Source organism: Paracholeplasma manati, assembly GCF_025742995.1.
Lineage (GTDB): Bacteria > Bacillota_I > Bacilli_A > Acholeplasmatales > UBA5453 > Paracholeplasma > Paracholeplasma manati.
This window is the reverse complement of sequence record NZ_JAOVQM010000001.1, coordinates 425,683-442,550: the sequence shown is the minus strand read 5'-3', so window position 1 is coordinate 442,550 and position 16,868 is coordinate 425,683. Positions and strand designations below refer to the sequence as shown.

Sequence of the window (16,868 nt, the reverse complement as noted above, 5' to 3'; positions counted from 1 at the left end):
TTATAAAGTAAGTGTTTACAAACGAACCAATTGTGTGAACAAAAACACGAACCATAGGTCCGTGTTGATTGTATTAAAGTTTGATTGAAACTGGTGTACCGTCTGGATTTGGATGGTCTTTTAAATATTGAAGAATTGGGTTGTAGTGTTTGTCTGGTTTACCAGGTTTACAACGAGAAACGTTACCGGCTTTACCGGAGACGATTTCGGTTGCGAACGCATGGCACCCAGGGGTTCCACACGCACCACAGTTGTAGTTTGGTAACATTTTTTCAACGGCAGCGATACGTTCATCTTCAAATACTTCAAGGTATTTAGCAGCGAAGGCCAATCCAACGCCGAGCAGTAATCCAAGGCCACCTAAAACGAGTGTAGCTTGTATCATTTCTTGATCTCCTTCATCATATCGATAGCTTCTTTAAACGAGCACCCACCACTGACGGCGCACGTTTCACAACTTTGTGCTTCCATGTAGGCATGTTGGCAACTTTCAGGTACTGGCGTTTTTTTGTTCAACACTGAGATGATGACGAAAAAGCCAACGAGTACCAAAAAGATGAGTAGTCCAAGGATTTGTCCCATTAGATGAGTCCTTGTAAGCCTAAGAATGCAAGTGACATTAAGCCTGCAACCACTAACGCGATCGGCATGCCTTTAAATGCTTTAGGGACATTCGCTGAATCAAGTCTAATTCGAATGGCAGAGAATGCGACGATGACTAAGGTGTAACCTAATACTGTACCGAAAGTAATCGTTAAGGCATCTAAATAGTCTGCTGCTTCTGTGATATTGGTTTGTGCAACCCCAAGGACCGCACAGTTGGTGGTGATGAGTGGTAGGTATACCCCTAAACCACGGTATAAGCTTTCAACATATTTTTTTAGCAACATCTCAACCAATTGAACCACGGCTGCGATGACAAGGATGAAGGCGATGGTATCTACATAACCAACCCCTAGTGGGTCAAGTACATAGAAATAAAGCGGGTATGTAATGGCAGTAGAGATCATCATGACGAACATGACGGCTGCACTCATACCCCATACGTTAGACATCTTCTTAGAAACGCCTAAGAAGGAACAAATACCTAAGAACTTGATGACGATGATGTTGTTGATTAGCATGGAGCTAATTAACGATACGAAAAATACTTCTAATGTCATTTTTTAGCCACCACTTTCTTTTTAGGTTTGGCGTTGCCAACGGCTGCGAATAAGCCTAATAATAACCCGATGACCAAGAAGGCACCTGGTGGCGACACTAAGACGCCAAGACCGAATTCGCTAGGGAAAATACGTAAGGTTGTTTCGAATGGTAATGGTAACAATACGCCTAGGGCTAATGAACCTTTACCTAAAACTTCACGGATGATACCAATCAATGTGATGGATAAGGTAAAGCCTGTAGCGGAACCTAACCCATCGATGAAGGAGTTCAACACACCATTTTTCGATGCGAAGGACTCTGCTCTACCTAAGACGATACAGTTAACTGCGATCAATGGGATGAATACCCCTAAAGATTCAGCAAGTGCACCTGCAAACGCGTCAACGAACATGGATAGCGCGGTAACGACGGTTGCGATAATGACGATGTAAGATGGAATACGAACATCGTTTGGAATGACGTTTCTAAGTGCTGAGATGATGGCGTTGGTTAAACCTAAAACCAGGATAACCATCAAGCCCATACCGAATGCGGATTCAAATGAGTTTGTAACCGCAAGCGCAGGACACATCCCAAGCATCATTTTGAATGTGGCGTTTTCTTTGATGACACCCGTCATGAATATATCTTTTTTCTTTAATACGACTGCGTCGCTCATGCGAGTACCCCCTGTAATGCTTCTAGTAACTCTAAGATATGACCTCTAGAGAAGGATGCACCAGAAACTGTATCCACGGATTCATAGTTGGATACAGCCACACCTTCAAGTGCTGTGAAGTAAGTGCTGTGTAATCCATAGAATGAAGCGGTATGGTCAGAAGCTAATGTGTAAATGCCTTCAATATTATTGGTGGTATCGACACCAACCAATAAGGTCAATCCCCAGTTTTCATCTTCGTGATGGTCAATATTGGATCCAGTATTTCTCACACTGGACAATGTATATGCATAACCTAAGATGTTGTCTGAAGCGTCTTTGATGATTTCTTTCTTGGTGACTTTATCCGTTGGAACGAAAGTATCATCTTCAGTCTTACTTGCGTATTCACCGAAGATTTCAGCGTATGGGTCCACTGGATTTGGTACGATTGGATTAGAGCCTGTTAAGTCTCTAGAAATCGCAGATAAAATGTTATGAACAATTGGCATGGAATAAGCAGACGCGCCACCTACCAAGTCCACAGATAAGTAGTTTTCGATAACTGAACCTTGAAGACGTACAAGGTCAGGTTTTAACGAACCTTCAACATAGGTTGAGGTATGTTCGTAATAATCCACCACGATCTTCGCGATTTCACGGTTTGCTTTAACAAATACGTGTAATCTTAATTCATCTTCTGAACCACCATGACCTGGAATTTGAGTACTGGTTCCAGAACCCACATATAAATAACCAAGCACGGTGTTGTCTTTCATGATCTTAACTTTTTCAGTTAAACTGGTTTGATTGACAGAAACAGATTCGAATTTATTCGCGGTAGCGAAAACTTCTTGATAATAGGATAGTTTAATTTGCTTTTCTTGATTGCTGATGAGTGAACTAAATGCGAACAAGAAGATCACACCGACCAACAATGCGCTTAAAGCATTGATGAGTAAAATACGATTTTCACGTGTCATATTAGAGCACCCCCTGTAATGCATTCAATAATTCTTGAATGTGTGCTAAGGATGCGGATGCCCCTGAAATGGTATCTACTGTATTGTAAGTAGCCACTGCAACCCCTTTTAAGGATTCAAAATAAGGTAAATGCTTACTGATATAGAATTCTGTATGTTGGGAAGAAACGAGTTCTATGCCTAAGAACTCATCGTCAGCGTCGACACCGACCAATAGAGATAAACTCCAATCTTGGTCTTGAATGTATTCAGTTAAGTTTGAACCTGTACCGGTGTTTTTAACACTGGTTAAGGTATACGCATAACCAATGACATTGTCAGATGCATCCTTGATAATTTCTCTCTTAGTGACTTTATCGGTCGCTGTAAAGGTTGCGTCATCTGCTTTGCTAGCGTAAGGTCCAAAAATGTTTTGGTAAGGGTCTACAACAACAGGACCTTCGTTTTTGAATTGGTTAATCGCATCTCTTAAGATGGTTCTCATGGTGGTCGATCCAAAGGATGAACCAGCAGTGGTGTCATACACGTTTGCTGAGGATGAGAAGACCACTAAGTTGGTTAAATTGATGTCGTTAGCGTTTAAGCCTTTATAGACCGCAGCATTGGTTTCAATGGCTGGTTTCATCGAAGGGGTTTGATCTAAGTTTAAGAATTGAACACCTGTGATTTCACCATTGGTCTTAATCCCTACCAATTGGTCGATTGAACCATAAGAGTTGGTCAATTTACCCTTATATAGATAGCCGACAGTTTGACCGCCATCTTTAACTTCTAGAACTTCATAGATAGCACCTTGAAGTTCAACATCTAATTTATTGGCTTCATCAAGCCCTGGGAACAATGCCGCATAGGCTTTTAATTCAGCTTTTCTTTCGTTTTCAGCGATGATTGGCGCTGTGATTTGGTTGGATAAACCAATCAGTAAACCACAAGCAATCCCGATTAAGGTAAGCACTAATGCTGTTTTAAATATTTTCATTAGTTAAGCCCTCCTAATCCAACTAAAACAATGAATCCAAGCAATGCTAAAGCAACCACATAGCCCACGATGAATTTCACGGAGTAACGGTTTTTAGACCACTTGTAATAATCGATGAGTGGTACGAAAATGTTGGCCAGTAGAATGGCGAATACAACGCCTTCTGGATAAGAACCAAACAGACGAATGAACGCGACAATCGAACCTACCAATAAACCATATATCCAACGACCTGGCTTGGTGACAGGTGATGTGACAGGGTCGGTAACCATAAATACTGCACCGAACAATAGACCACCTGCTAATAATTGGTAAACAACGATGTCTACCACATTGCCATTGACTGCAATCGCAGCGATGGCCATCATCACACTGAAGGATACCAAGGTGGATAGAGTTACTCTAAAGTCTGCAGCACGTCTAGCGAATAGATAAATACCACCAATGATGATGAGTAAAGCGGAAATTTCACCCATCGAACCTGGAATATTACCTAAGAATAAATCTAGTACTGTATAGTTTTGTAATAAGTTAGGGATGTTTAATAAAGCGTCCTTAGCTGCGCCAAGTGGGGTAGCACCGACCACAGCGTCAATGCCTGTATAAGCAAATTGGCTGGTGAAGGATAAACCGATGAATACTCTACCGGCAGCGGCTGGGTTGAAGATATTAGAACCTAAGCCACCAAAGGCTGCTTTAACCACCAAGATACCGAACAATGCCCCTACAGCAACCACATACAAGGATAAGTTGCTTGGGATGATGAGTGCGTAAATAATTGCAGATACCAACGGTGCGGTAATGTTATTAATGGTTAATGTTTTAAAACGAACTTTGAATTTTTCTTTACGTTCTTTAACCGATGGGTGTGGTTTAGTACGATAGAATGTCGTTACCACTTCCCCAAGAATAAAGATGACTGCGGATAATACCAGTCTGACGACTGCATCCCATCCAAATTGATAGATGGCAAATACAACCACTGGTAATAAAGCGATCAGCACATCCACCATCATGCGTTTTGTGCTGTTTTCCTTACGCACATAAGGTGCTGTTTGTTTTGCGTAGTTCATTTGCTTCACCTATTTTCTAATAAAGCGTTTCGCTTGTCTCATGGTTTCTGTCAAATGAATCTTAGATGGGCAAGTGAATGAACACAAACCACATTCGATACATTTGTTGACATTGAGCACGGCAAGGGCGTCTTTATCTCTTTCTTTATAAGCATTCATGATTTGAACTGGTTGTAAATCGACTGGGCATGAGTATACACAAGATGCACAGTGGATACAAGGTTCTGTTTTGATCGGTTCTTCATCTAATACGATGAGTGAGGTTACTGTCTTGGTAACAATTAAATCATCGCTTTGTAGGTTGGTACCCATCATCGGTCCACCACAAATAACCACTTTATTCTTATCGTTTTCAGTATAACCACCGCACATTTCAATGAGGTCTCTCACTGGGGTACCGATACGTACTGAGAAGTTTCTTTCGGTCTTAATCCCGTTCCCGGAAATGGTAACAAAGCGTTCAGTGATTGGCATTCTGCGTTTAACCGCACGATAAAATCCATAAAGGGTTGCGACATTAAATACACACACGCCATATTCAGAAGGCATTTTGCCTACTGGTACTTGAATACCTGTAGCTGCTTTGATGGTTTCGATTTCCCATCCTTGTGGGTAATGGTTGCCAACACGTTTGATTTCGATATCAAAATCCATAAAACTGTGTCGAGCATTTTCCAAGACTTCATAAAGTTCTGGATATTTTTTCTTAACCGCTACCACACCACGTTTAGCGCCTTGAGCACGCATGGCATAAGTAAGGCCTTCGATGATTCTGTGTGCGCGTTCAAGAATTAATTTATAATCTGAAATGAGGTGTGGTTCACATTCTACCCCATTGGCGACAATGACATCGATTTTATTTTTTGTTTCAAGTTTTACATAAGTTGGGAAACCTGATCCACCTAAACCCGAAAGTCCTGAATCTTTGATGATTTGAATGTAATCTTCTTTGGTTAAAGCCGCGATTTCTTCATCGGTTCTAGAAACACAGGATTCATGTAATACGTACTTCTTATCGTTTTTAACGATGAGGCAGTCGACAGTTTGACCTGACGAATGCACTTTCTTTTCAAACCCTACCACATAACCGCTCACGGTTGAATGGATTGGTTGATCGAAAAAGCCACCGTGTCTTGTACCAATAAGTTCGCCTACTTTAACATATTGTCCATCGATAACACAGGATTCGCCGGCTGGGCAGCGTAAATCTGTGGTCGGAAAATATAAGTATTCTGCTTCTAGGTAGTGACTGACTGGCTGATTCTTTCTTTCTTTTTTCCCGTCGGGAATGTGTCTTGTTTTCTCAATCATTTACTTCACCCCTTCATTATAATGACTGATAAATCGGAAATCGATTCATCAATGAAATGACAGACTCTTTTACTTCGTTTAATACTTCTAAATTCTGATAGCCTCTTAATGCTTTATCCATTAAAATAGCTACTTGTTCGATGTCCGATTCTATTAACCCACGGGTAGTGACTGCAGGTGTTCCTAAACGGATCCCTGAAGTGACCATTGGTTTTTCTGGGTCAAATGGAATGTTGTTTTTGTTGCAGGTAATGTTGACTGAAGATAGGATATCTGCAGCTTGTTTACCGGTCATACCAATGGATGCTTTGACATCGACGAGCATCAAATGGTTGTCTGTTCCGCCTGAAACGATGCGATAACCTAAGCTTTGAAGTTTATTGGCTAACGCTTGAGCGTTTTTGACGACTTGTTGTTGATACGTGATGAAACTTGGGTCTAAAGCTTCATAGAATGCGGTTGCTTTGGCAGCAATCACATGCATGAGTGGGCCACCTTGAATACCTGGGAAGACTTCTTTATCAATCTTCTTGGCTAGGTCAGGATCGTTGGTTAATATGATTCCACCCCTCGGACCTCGTAAGGTTTTGTGGGTGGTTGATGTCACTGCATGTGCATATGGCATCGGATTTGGATGAACCCCTGCCGCAATCAATCCAGCGATGTGTGCCATATCGACGAGCAGTTTCGCACCGACAGCATCGGCGATTTCTCTGAATTTTTGGAAATCGATGACGCGTGGGTAAGCACTAGCACCTGCAATGATGAGTTGTGGTTGTTCTCTTTTCGCAATCTCTAAGATTTGATCGTAATTGAGTGTTTCTGTTTCCCGGTCAACCCCGTAGGTTGTCCCCACATAATCCATCCCTGAAAATGAGAGTTTGTAACCATGAGTGAGGTGTCCACCATCGGATAAACCCAACCCAAGGATCTTATCTCCTGGTTTGATTAATGCGCGAATCGCCGCCATATTAGCTTGAGATCCAGAATGTGGTTGGACGTTGGCATATTGGGCATGGAACAATTGTTTGACGCGTTCAATGGCTAAAGTTTCAACCACGTCCACATGTTCACAGCCTGAATAATATCGTTTACCTGGATAACCTTCCGCATACTTATTGGTTAGTACAGACCCTTGTAAACGAAGGATGGCTTCCGAAACAAAGTTTTCTGAAGCGATGAGTTCAATGTGTTCTTCTTGTCTTTGTTGTTCAAGACGAATGGCTTCTAATACGGCTGTATCTTTTAGCATAAGTTCCCTCTCATAAGCACGGTTATTATATCATAATAAGGTTTGGATGATACCCCTTATTTTTGCTTGATATATACTTTGAGTGCTTGTGTATCAAAGTAAATTTGTTCGTCTAATGCGGTTGGCATGTTCTTACCAACATAGTCAGCGCGGATTGGCAGTTCACGATGTCCACGGTCTACCAATACGGCAAGTTCGATTCTCGAAGCTCTCCCGATATCGAGTACCGCGTCGAGAGCGGCACGTGCACTCCGACCTGTAAATAAGACATCATCGACTAAGATGACTTCTTTTTTTTCAGCCTCTGCGTATAACTTATCTGACGCTTGTTTTTTATCATCATCGCGATACGCGGTGATGTCGATTTCATAGATTGGAATGGCTTTACCAGTAAATTCCTGAATGTAGGCACCTATCATGTGTGCAATTGGTGTCCCTTTGGTCTTAATTCCCATCAAAACGACATGGTCTAAAGTCACATGACGTTCTATGATTTCATGCGAGATTCGTTTGAGTGTTTTTGAAACTTGTAGCGAATCCATCAATTCTTTCACATTATCACCTTGTAATATTATATATTAGGTCTGTCAAATAATCTACATAAACCATAATAAAACGGGGAAAATTGACGTCTTTTTTATAATGTTTCTTCGAAGTTGGTGCATTTTACTTTACAAATGATGGGGAATCTATCAATATCAAAAAAAATACCCACAGAAGTGGGTAATTGTTCATGACTTTTCTATTTGATGTTGTGATAAACCGATTGAACATCGTCCAATTCATCCAACATATCGAGTAAGCGTTGGAATTGTTCTTGTTCTTTTTCATCGGTTAATTCAGTCGCAGCTAGTGGTAACCATTTGATTTCGTCTTCTTCGAATTCAAGGTCTGGCATCGCATTTTTTAACGCGGTTCTGACTTCACTATAGGCAGTTGGTTCAGCATATAATGTGATGTATTCTTCATCGACTTCATAGTCTGAAACGTCGACACCAGCATCTAGTAATACCATTAAAACTTCATCTTCAGTGCCTTTGAATGTGAACACGGATTTGGATTCAAACATGTGTAATACGGAACCCATTTTTCCGCCTGTTTTGTTAAAACATGTCTTCACTTCAGCAACCGTTCTATTGACGTTGTCTGTTAAACATTCCACAACCAATTGGGATGCGCCTGGTCCGAAACCTTCATAACGTGCACCAATGTAGTTATCTTCAGAACCACCTTTGGCTTTTTCAATCGCTCTATGAATGACGTCGGCAGACACTTGGTCTTTCTTCGCTCTTTCGATGACCCTCTTTAAAACTTGGTTCATTTCTGGGTCAGGTACACCTGCTTTAGCGGCCATGTAAATTTCTCTACCGTACTTTGCGTATACCTTACTTCTCGCAGCGGCGGTCTTTGCCATCGATGCTTTTCTTACTTCAAATGCTCTTCCCATTGTATTAAATCCCTTCTATTATTTGTTGAAAATTTCCTTATATCGTTTCATTGAATCTTGAATGATTTCTTCCGCAACCGATTTGTCGCCGATATCTAATATGTATGTCTTTTTACCTTCAAGTGACTTGTAAATCTCAAAAAAGTGTCCCATTTCATTGAGTAAATGGGCGGGTAATTCCGAAATGTCTTTGTATTGGGTTAACGATGGGTCACCGATTGCGATGGCGATGATTTTTTCGTCAACTTGGTCTGAATCGATCATTTTGATGACACCGATGGCATAGCAGTTCACTAAGCTCAACGGTTCAATGTCTTCCTGGCATAATACTAAAACATCAAGGGGGTCATTATCACCAGCGTATGTTCTTGGAATAAATCCATAATTCGCTGGATAGTGGGCAGAGGTATATAACACTCTGTCAAGGATAATCATACCTGTCTCTTTATCTAGTTCGTATTTTTTCTTACTACCTTTGGATATTTCGATACATGCAACAAAGCGTTCTTTTGAAATTCGTTTTTCGTCAATATCGTGCCAAATATTCATAAACGCCCTCCTTGTCATTAGATATTTTATCATTATTATGCAAAAAAAACACCCAAAATTGATAGGTGTTTTCTTTATTATATAAATTTAGGCTAAAAATATGAATATTTATTCAGCTTTTTAGAAGATGCCTGCGCCATTTAAGGCTTTGAAGACAAAATATACTAAGAAAATGATTGCGGATGCTAATAAGATAGGGTGAATTTCTTTAGCCTTACGTAAAGTCACTTTTACGATCACATAAGAGATAAAACCGAATGCGATACCATAAGAAATGTTGTAGGCGAGTGCCATGACGACCACGGTGAAGAATGCAGGGATTGCATCTTCAAGTGAATGCCAATTGACATCTCCAAAGCTAGAAGACATCAAGATACCAACGATGATGAGTGCAGGTGCTGTTGCAGCTGCAGGCACGATACCGACCAATGGAGAAATGAAGATGGTTAATAGGAAGAATGCAGAGACGAACACAGCGGTTAAGCCAGTTCTACCGCCTTCTTCGATACCAGCAGCACTTTCCACATATGTGGTGACGTTAGAGGTCCCTAAGACAGCGCCTACAGTGGTTGCGACCATGTCAGAGAACAATGCTTTTTCAACTTTAGTTTTGAAGCCTTTACCAGTACCCATTTGATAGAGTTCTTCATCGGTAAAGATTTTGGATTTTTTAGAAGTACCGACGAATGTACCTACGGTATCAAAGGTATCGGTTAAGCTGAATGCGAATAATGCGAGTAATGCTAAAGGCAATTTAGAAACGTCTGAGAATAAGGAACCTAGACCACCAAAGGCAGCACCAAAAGTGATTGGGAATTCTTTGAATGGTTCAAATACATTGAATTCAATGCCTGAAAGGTTGGTAACACCCATCGGAATACCGATGACTGTAGCAGCAACGATCCCAATAAGGATAGCCCCTTTAACCTTTAATAAGATGAGTACTAAGGTTAAGACAACACCGATGATGGTTAATACTGCAGATGGGTTAGAAAAATTAGCCAATCCAGGTACTGCACCAAACTCGATGATTTGTACGTTGACTAAACCGATATAAGCGATGAATAAACCAATACCACCAGAGATAGCGCTTTGTAAATTCTTCGGAATCGCGATGATCAATTGTCGACGAATGCTTGTGACGGTGATGATCATGTTGATGATACCGCAGATGAAGACTAAAGCAAGCGCTTCTTGCCATGAGAAACCAAACCCATAACCAATACCACCAACGACGGTATACGCGAAGAATGTGTTCAATCCCATACCTGGGGCTTGAGCATAAGGCACATTGGCGAATAATCCCATCATCAAGGTACCAATGACGGTAGCGAAGATGGTTGCTAAGAATACTGCACCCCAAGGCATACCTGTTGCAGATAAGTGCATTGGGTTGACGAAAATAATGTACACCATAGCGAAGAATGTGGTTAGACCAGCAACGAATTCTTGGCTAATGGAGGTGTTATTTTCGCTCAATTTGAAAAAACGATCCATTTTTTGTTCTCCTTTTCCGATAAATGGTTTGTATTCAAAATAAGTCGGACGGTTTATGAAAAAAGCCACCTCTATTGCTAAAGGTGGCGTTTCTGCATATGAAAACAAAAATAAAAAAACGTGTTTTCATACCGTAGTCGAAAGATTGGGTCTTTCGGTAGAAACTTGGCCACCATATTAGGCCGATTATACGATATATTGTTGAATACACTCCCATTATATCAAGCCGATTTTTGTTGTAAACTACTAAAACGCTTACACAAAATTGTAAAATCGGTTTGCTAAAGCAAAGAAAAAAAGAACGCCAATTAGGCGTTCAATTTCAATTAGAATTGTGCGAAACGTTGGCCGAATGCAAAGCAAGCTTCTTCATCGTCTGAGCTTGGTGCTTCATTCGCCATTAATGGTTGATCGAATAAAACTGCAGTGGTTTGACCGACTCTTTCAGACCAGTCTTCCATCCATTCACCAGAACCCCAACCATAAGAACCAAAGATCGCAATCTTCTTGCCTTCTAGGCCTGGTTCAACTTGAAGGTACCATTCTAGGAACTCTTCAGCTTCTTCAAATGTGTCTCCCATTGCAGGGCATCCGAATGCAATCTTTTCATATTTAAGTGCATCTTCAGGTGCAATTTCACTAATTTCTTTTAAGTCTGCTTTCGCGCCTTCAGCAACTTTAACCGCCATAGCTTGGGTATTACCGGTTGCTGTCCAATATACTACTAATACATTACTCATAAGTTATTCACCTCTTCGCATACATTATATAAATTAGGCTCTACATAGTCAAAAGATATGCTATTTTGAATTTATCTAAACACGCGAGCGTAAATCGAATCGACTTGTTTTAAATAATAGTCGTTCGACATCGCTGCTTCAATGTCTGATTGAGTCATCGGGTGAACCGATTTGAAATCTTCATGGTTTTGGAGTAAATCGGATATCGCGACTCGATGTTCAATGGCGTAGCTCGCTACCCCTTGAATGAAATCGTAAGCTTCTTCTCGGTGGTATTGATACTTCTCTATTAAAACATTCATGAATCGTTGTGCATAGAGTGCACCTTTCGTGAATTCAATGTTTTCTAACATCTGATTTGGATAGACGTTTAGATGTTCTAATGTATCCATATAACGGACTAAAATATAGTCTAACAAAGTGGTGGCGTCAGCGAATATGACACGTTCAACCGATGAATGTGAAATGTCTCTCTCATGCCATAAAGCGATGTTTTCAAAAGCTGGGATTGTATACCCTCTTAAAAGCCTTGCGCACCCTGAAATATTTTCGCTGGTGATTGGGTTTTTCTTGTGTGGCATCGCCGATGAGCCCTTTTGTTTTTGACTAAAAGGTTCTCTCACTTCACCCACTTCGGTACGCGATAAATGACGGATTTCAACCGCGATTTTTTCCAAAGTCGAACCGATCAATGCGAGCACATGGATGTAGTGCGCATGGGAATCTCGTTGTAAAACCTGGGTTGAAATCGATGCGGATTTTAAACCTAAAGATGCGCATACATCATCCTGTATAAAGGGTGGCACATTGGCGAAATTGCCAACAGCACCACTGATTTTCCCCATTTCGATGTCTTCACATGCGGCTTTAAATCGATTAAGATTACGACCCATTTCATCGTACCATAAAGCCCATTTTAGGCCGAAGGATGTCAAATCTGCATGTATCCCATGGGTTCTACCGACGCAAATGGTATCTTTGTATTGATAAGCTTTTTTCTTTAATACAGCCATGAATGCTTCGATATCAGACAATAAAACCTCATTCACTTTTTTGAACACAACCCCATAGGCTGTATCGACAACATCTGTAGATGTTAATCCGTAATGAATCCATTTTTTCGCATCGCTTGTCATCCGTTCGGATAAGTTGCGCGTAAACGCGATGATGTCGTGTTTAGTTTCAGCTTCTAGTGCTTTGACTTCATCTAAATCATAGGTCGCCTCAAGAATGTCTTTGAGTTCGGATTGGGTAATGAGCCCTAATTTAAACCACGCTTCAGAAGCCTTTTTTTCGACCAATAATAAAGCGTCGTATCGGGCTTTTTCACTCCAAAGTTCCTTCATTACTTTTCTTGAATAGCGATCAATCATGGTGTTTTACCTCATATTGAAATAGCACGTTAAATAACAGTGCTGAAATGGTCATTGGACCAACCCCACCAGGGACTGGTGTGATGTAATATGCAACATCTTTAACCCCTTCAAAATCCACATCACCAACCAAGATATCACCAACACGGTTGATCCCGACATCTACGACAACAGCTCCTGGTTTAACCATGTCTTTGGTGATGAAATTGGGTTTCCCAACCGCGACACATAAGATATCGGCTTGTCTGGTAAAGGATGCTAAATCAGTGGTTTTACGGTGAACGACTGTTACTGTCGCGTCGGCGTCATTCAACAGTTTCGCCAGTGGCATCCCAACTAGATTAGATCTGCCAACGACGACAGCGTATTTGCCTTCAGTCTGTATTTTATAATGATTAAGTAACATCATGACACCCAGTGGTGTTGCAGGAACGACCCCAGGTTGTTTGGTGAACAATTTACCTGCGTTAATGGTATGCAAACCATCCACATCTTTATCAGGAGATACCTTGTTTAAAACAAAGGTTTCATTGATGTGTTTTGGTAAGGGTAATTGAACGAGTATCCCATCGACCTTAGGGTCGTGGTTAAGGGATTCAATCTTATCAATCAGTGCTTCTTCTTGAATATCGATGGGTAAGCGAATGATTTCGCCATCGATACCGACACGATCACACGCTTTTTTCTTTGAGTTTACATAAGCGATAGATGCGGGATTTTCTCCCACTAAAATGACCCTTAAAGTGGGTGTAAATCCGAATTTTTGTTTTAATGATTTAACCTTTTCTTTGAGGGTGATTTCATTTTGTCTTGCTAGACCTTTACCGTCTAAAATCATGATTAAACCCTCCTTTAGAGTTTGCCTGAAATGTTGCCTAAGTCATCGATGAACATCTTGGTTGCGTTCGGTACTTCTGGTAAACCAGGCATGGTGATGATGCCTTTGGTTAACACAACCACAAAACGTGCACCTCTTGAAACACGGACATCTTCAATCGCTAAATCAAAGGCATGAGGCATGCCTCTGCGTTTAGGATCGTTCGAGAAAGATAGTGGTGTTTTCGCGACACAAACTGGGTAGTCATGGTATTGTTCATTGAGTGCTTTGAGTTTTCTTTGTGCTTTTGGTGAATAGACCACCGCGTTCGCACCATAGATATTTTGAGCAATCTTTTCAACTTTTTCAAACAAATCATCCGATAATTCATAAATACGTTTGACTTCATGCTTATTTTCCGCAAGCTTAACGACTTTTTGAGCTAAGTCTTGTCCACCTACTGAACCTTTCAAGAACACTTCTGCTAGGCTGATTGGGTGGTTGTTATCCTTGGCCCAATCCATTAAGAATTCAAGTTCATTATCTGGGTCGTTCGCAAACTTATTGATCGCGATGACATATGGTAAGTTGAATTTACGAATATTAGAAGTATGTTTTTCTAAGTTCGCGATCCCAATCTTTAAGGCTTCTAAATCGGATAAACCTTCTGCCATACCGTGGTATTTAAGGGCACGCAGTGTCGCAACCACAACCACCACACTTGGGGTTTCACCCAAGTATCTGGTTTTGATGTCGATGAACTTTTCCGCACCTAAGTCCGCACCAAATCCAGCTTCAGTAACGACATAGTCAGCGAGTTTTAAAGCGGTTTGTGTCGCGATAATTGAGTTACAGCCGTGGGCGATGTTCGCGAATGGACCGCCATGGATTAAGACACCGTTGTGTTCTAAGGTTTGAACTAAGTTTGGTTTCAAAGCGTCTTGTAAAAGAATGATCATCGAGTCAATGATGTTGAGTGCTCTCGCGTGGACTTCTTTACCTTCAACATCATAGCCAATCAAAATATCCCCTAAGCGTTGTCTTAAATCTTTAATGTCTTTTGCTAAACACAAAATAGCCATGATTTCAGAGGCTGCAGTGATGATGAATTTGTCTTTACGGTATTCTGTTTGAACCTCACGAATGGCTCTGTCGTTCATGTCTAATGTTCTTGGCCAAGTGATTTTTTCAAGGTCTAAATGAAGCGGGTTACCAAAGTGTAATGAATTATCGATGGCTGCAGATAAAAAGTTATGTGTGGTTGTAATGGCGTGGATATCGCCTGTAAAGTGTAAGTTGATTTTTTCTTTAGGTAAGACTTGTGCGTAACCGCCACCGGTTGCGCCACCCTTCATCCCTAAAACAGGACCTAATGAAGGTTCTCTTAAAGCCCCCATGGTCTTTTTTCCAATGCTATTGAGCGAATCTACCAAGCCCACGGTCATGGTGGTTTTACCTTCACCAAATGGGGTTGGGGTAATGGCTGTTACGAGAATAAGTTTGCCATTGGGTTTATCTTTTAAACGGTCATAAACGGATGATTCAATTTTTGCAACCCATTTCCCAAAAGGTTCCAATTCTTGATCGAAAATGTCATACTTTCTTGCAATCTCACTGATGTGTCGTTTTTCTGCTTCTAAAGAAATCGTTACGTCGTCTTTCATAGTATCGCCATCCTTTTTGAGTTTTCTATTTTAATTATAACATTTTTTGAAAACCGATACTGATTGAAATAAAACGTCTCTCATAATGAGAAACGCTTAGTACCATATGTTCTTATTCACAGTTCAAGAAGTCATCTAACATATCGACTGCAAATTCATAGGAAATTTTTTCGAAATCAGTTGTATGAATCCATCCATTATGGAGATGCGAATCATCTGAAACAGCTTTAGCATCATTCTTTTGTATGTATCGTTTGATTTTTTTAACAATTTCGAATTGAGGTTCAGTGAGAAAATCTAGATTAACTTTCTCTTGCGAAACCATCAAATAATCCAATTTTCTAGTCATTTTTTCAAGTCTAATCAAATCGTCTGTCAATTTATTTAATGCTTCTGAGTAAGGACCAAAAGGAAACTTTCGATAATATAATCCAGTTAATGATGTACCTGTGGTTTTATAATTGAGAAAATCGCTATAAAACATTGCTTTTTGAAGTCGTGTTTGAGATATACCTTTGTCCGAAAAGAATAACATCAATGAAATCAGTATGTCTTCATTAATGGCTTGGAAACCAGAATATTCATCCATAGATTCCTCAACTCTAATGTTACCTATGACCTCCATCTCTTTATAGGTTAGTGGGGCATTGAAATGAGTTGACATTTTTTCAAGTAAAGTTTCATCTTTAATCATTGACTGTATCAGTTTTAGATTTTGATTGTTTGGGATGGCATAATTTTTTTCATAGGAAATGAGTGTTTTTCTAGATATCCCTAAGATTTTTGCAAACAATGCTTGTGTCAAATCATGTTTTTTACGAAACTCAATGAGTTTTTCTCCGTCAAAATGAATAGATTCTCGATATTTTTTACCTGCTTCAATCAGCAAGGCATTGTCTAAATCATAATCAAAAACAGGTTCATTTGTCGTGGCATCGAACCTTCTCTTACCTGGTACTATAATGGTCGTATCATTGATTTGAAATGTAGTAGTGGTTTCTTTAATATAGGTGTTCATTATATTTTTCATAGCAATCTCCTGTGGTTATTCATTTGTGAAATGAGAGACAAACCAATATTTCCTCATTGTTTTGAATTTCAATTTTCAGTTTTATATATATGTCTTCACCATGGATATTCTTGATGAATATATATGCTTCTTGCCCACCATCATAAGCAGGTTTATAATCTACTAATCTTTGAAATTTGGTAAGACTTAGGATATGATGCCAAATCTCGTCAATATTGAGTATTCCGATTAGTGCCAAATTTTGAATAAAATCTGCTCTAGCAGCGACACTTCTTTTTTTATGGGTAATTAGTTTTTTTGCTTTTGTGAGAAATGTCACTGTTTCATCTGGCATACATTAACCTCCTGT

Annotated in this window: 19 protein-coding genes and 1 riboswitch; all 19 genes read right to left on the bottom strand. The window is 40.2% G+C overall.

Annotation, left to right across the window (positions count from 1 at the left end; translation table 11 throughout):
* Nucleotides 1–73 precede the first annotated feature (73 nt).
* The 19 genes from N7548_RS01885 to N7548_RS01795 all read right to left on the bottom strand — a co-directional run bounded on the left by N7548_RS01885 (nt 74) and on the right by N7548_RS01795 (nt 16,853).
* Nucleotides 74–385 carry a (Fe-S)-binding protein gene (locus tag N7548_RS01885; RefSeq protein ID WP_263607717.1) on the bottom strand — a complete coding sequence of 104 codons (312 nt, stop codon included), beginning with the start codon at nt 383–385 and terminating at the stop codon, nt 74–76.
* Nucleotides 382–582 carry a hypothetical protein gene (locus N7548_RS01880; protein ID WP_263607716.1) on the bottom strand — a complete coding sequence of 67 codons (201 nt, stop codon included), beginning with the start codon at nt 580–582 and terminating at the stop codon, nt 382–384. Before N7548_RS01880 ends, N7548_RS01885 begins: the two co-directional genes overlap by 4 nt.
* Nucleotides 582–1,163: an electron transport complex protein RnfA gene (locus N7548_RS01875; protein WP_263607715.1), complete on the bottom strand. Its 582-nt coding sequence runs from the start codon at nt 1,161–1,163 to the stop codon at nt 582–584. The genes N7548_RS01880 and N7548_RS01875 overlap by 1 nt, the downstream gene beginning before the upstream one ends.
* A complete protein-coding gene (gene rsxE, locus N7548_RS01870; RefSeq protein ID WP_263607713.1) occupies nt 1,160–1,825 on the bottom strand; it encodes an electron transport complex subunit RsxE in 666 nt (221 codons plus the stop codon). Before rsxE ends, N7548_RS01875 begins: the two co-directional genes overlap by 4 nt.
* Complete coding sequence (locus N7548_RS01865) at nt 1,822–2,787, bottom strand: hypothetical protein (RefSeq protein WP_263607711.1); 966 nt, start codon at nt 2,785–2,787, stop codon at nt 1,822–1,824. Before N7548_RS01865 ends, rsxE begins: the two co-directional genes overlap by 4 nt.
* 1 nt (nt 2,788) lies before the next feature.
* Nucleotides 2,789–3,766, bottom strand: a complete 978-nt coding sequence (locus N7548_RS01860; RefSeq protein ID WP_263607710.1) for an RnfABCDGE type electron transport complex subunit G — start codon at nt 3,764–3,766, stop codon at nt 2,789–2,791.
* Nucleotides 3,766–4,839, bottom strand: a complete 1,074-nt coding sequence (locus tag N7548_RS01855) for an RnfABCDGE type electron transport complex subunit D (RefSeq protein WP_263607708.1) — start codon at nt 4,837–4,839, stop codon at nt 3,766–3,768. Before N7548_RS01855 ends, N7548_RS01860 begins: the two co-directional genes overlap by 1 nt.
* 9 nt (nt 4,840–4,848) lie before the next feature.
* On the bottom strand, nt 4,849–6,150 hold the full coding sequence (locus N7548_RS01850; RefSeq protein ID WP_263607706.1) for an RnfC family protein: 1,302 nt from the start codon (nt 6,148–6,150) through the stop codon (nt 4,849–4,851).
* Between the two features lie 16 nt (nt 6,151–6,166).
* The gene (glyA, locus tag N7548_RS01845) at nt 6,167–7,402 is read right to left on the bottom strand and encodes a serine hydroxymethyltransferase (RefSeq protein WP_263607704.1); all 1,236 of its coding nucleotides are present in this window, start codon (nt 7,400–7,402) and stop codon (nt 6,167–6,169) included.
* Nucleotides 7,403–7,458: 56 nt separating this feature from the next.
* A complete protein-coding gene (gene pyrR / locus N7548_RS01840; protein ID WP_373425169.1) occupies nt 7,459–7,944 on the bottom strand; it encodes a bifunctional pyr operon transcriptional regulator/uracil phosphoribosyltransferase PyrR in 486 nt (161 codons plus the stop codon).
* 200 nt (nt 7,945–8,144) lie between these two features.
* Nucleotides 8,145–8,849 (bottom strand): YebC/PmpR family DNA-binding transcriptional regulator, encoded by a 705-nt coding sequence (locus N7548_RS01835; protein WP_263607700.1) that lies wholly within the window; start codon nt 8,847–8,849, stop codon nt 8,145–8,147.
* A gap of 18 nt (nt 8,850–8,867) precedes the next feature.
* Entirely contained in the window at nt 8,868–9,398 is a 531-nt protein-coding gene (locus N7548_RS01830; protein ID WP_263607698.1) for an inorganic diphosphatase, read from the bottom strand.
* 120 nt (nt 9,399–9,518) lie between these two features.
* Nucleotides 9,519–10,895, bottom strand: a complete 1,377-nt coding sequence (locus N7548_RS01825; RefSeq protein WP_263607696.1) for an NCS2 family permease — start codon at nt 10,893–10,895, stop codon at nt 9,519–9,521.
* A 114-nt stretch (nt 10,896–11,009) separates the two neighbouring features.
* A riboswitch (purine riboswitch) is annotated at nt 11,010–11,109 on the bottom strand.
* Nucleotides 11,110–11,221: 112 nt separating this feature from the next.
* A complete protein-coding gene (locus tag N7548_RS01820; protein ID WP_263607694.1) occupies nt 11,222–11,635 on the bottom strand; it encodes a flavodoxin domain-containing protein in 414 nt (137 codons plus the stop codon).
* A 71-nt stretch (nt 11,636–11,706) separates the two neighbouring features.
* A complete protein-coding gene (gene purB / locus N7548_RS01815; RefSeq protein WP_263607692.1) occupies nt 11,707–13,008 on the bottom strand; it encodes an adenylosuccinate lyase in 1,302 nt (433 codons plus the stop codon).
* Nucleotides 13,001–13,846 carry a bifunctional methylenetetrahydrofolate dehydrogenase/methenyltetrahydrofolate cyclohydrolase FolD gene (gene folD / locus N7548_RS01810; RefSeq protein ID WP_263607691.1) on the bottom strand — a complete coding sequence of 282 codons (846 nt, stop codon included), beginning with the start codon at nt 13,844–13,846 and terminating at the stop codon, nt 13,001–13,003. Before folD ends, purB begins: the two co-directional genes overlap by 8 nt.
* A gap of 14 nt (nt 13,847–13,860) precedes the next feature.
* Complete coding sequence (locus N7548_RS01805) at nt 13,861–15,489, bottom strand: formate--tetrahydrofolate ligase (RefSeq protein ID WP_263607690.1); 1,629 nt, start codon at nt 15,487–15,489, stop codon at nt 13,861–13,863.
* Between the two features lie 112 nt (nt 15,490–15,601).
* A complete protein-coding gene (locus N7548_RS01800; RefSeq protein WP_263607689.1) occupies nt 15,602–16,519 on the bottom strand; it encodes a type II toxin-antitoxin system antitoxin SocA domain-containing protein in 918 nt (305 codons plus the stop codon).
* A gap of 19 nt (nt 16,520–16,538) precedes the next feature.
* Nucleotides 16,539–16,853 carry a hypothetical protein gene (locus N7548_RS01795; RefSeq protein WP_263607688.1) on the bottom strand — a complete coding sequence of 105 codons (315 nt, stop codon included), beginning with the start codon at nt 16,851–16,853 and terminating at the stop codon, nt 16,539–16,541.
* Nucleotides 16,854–16,868: the final 15 nt, after the last annotated feature.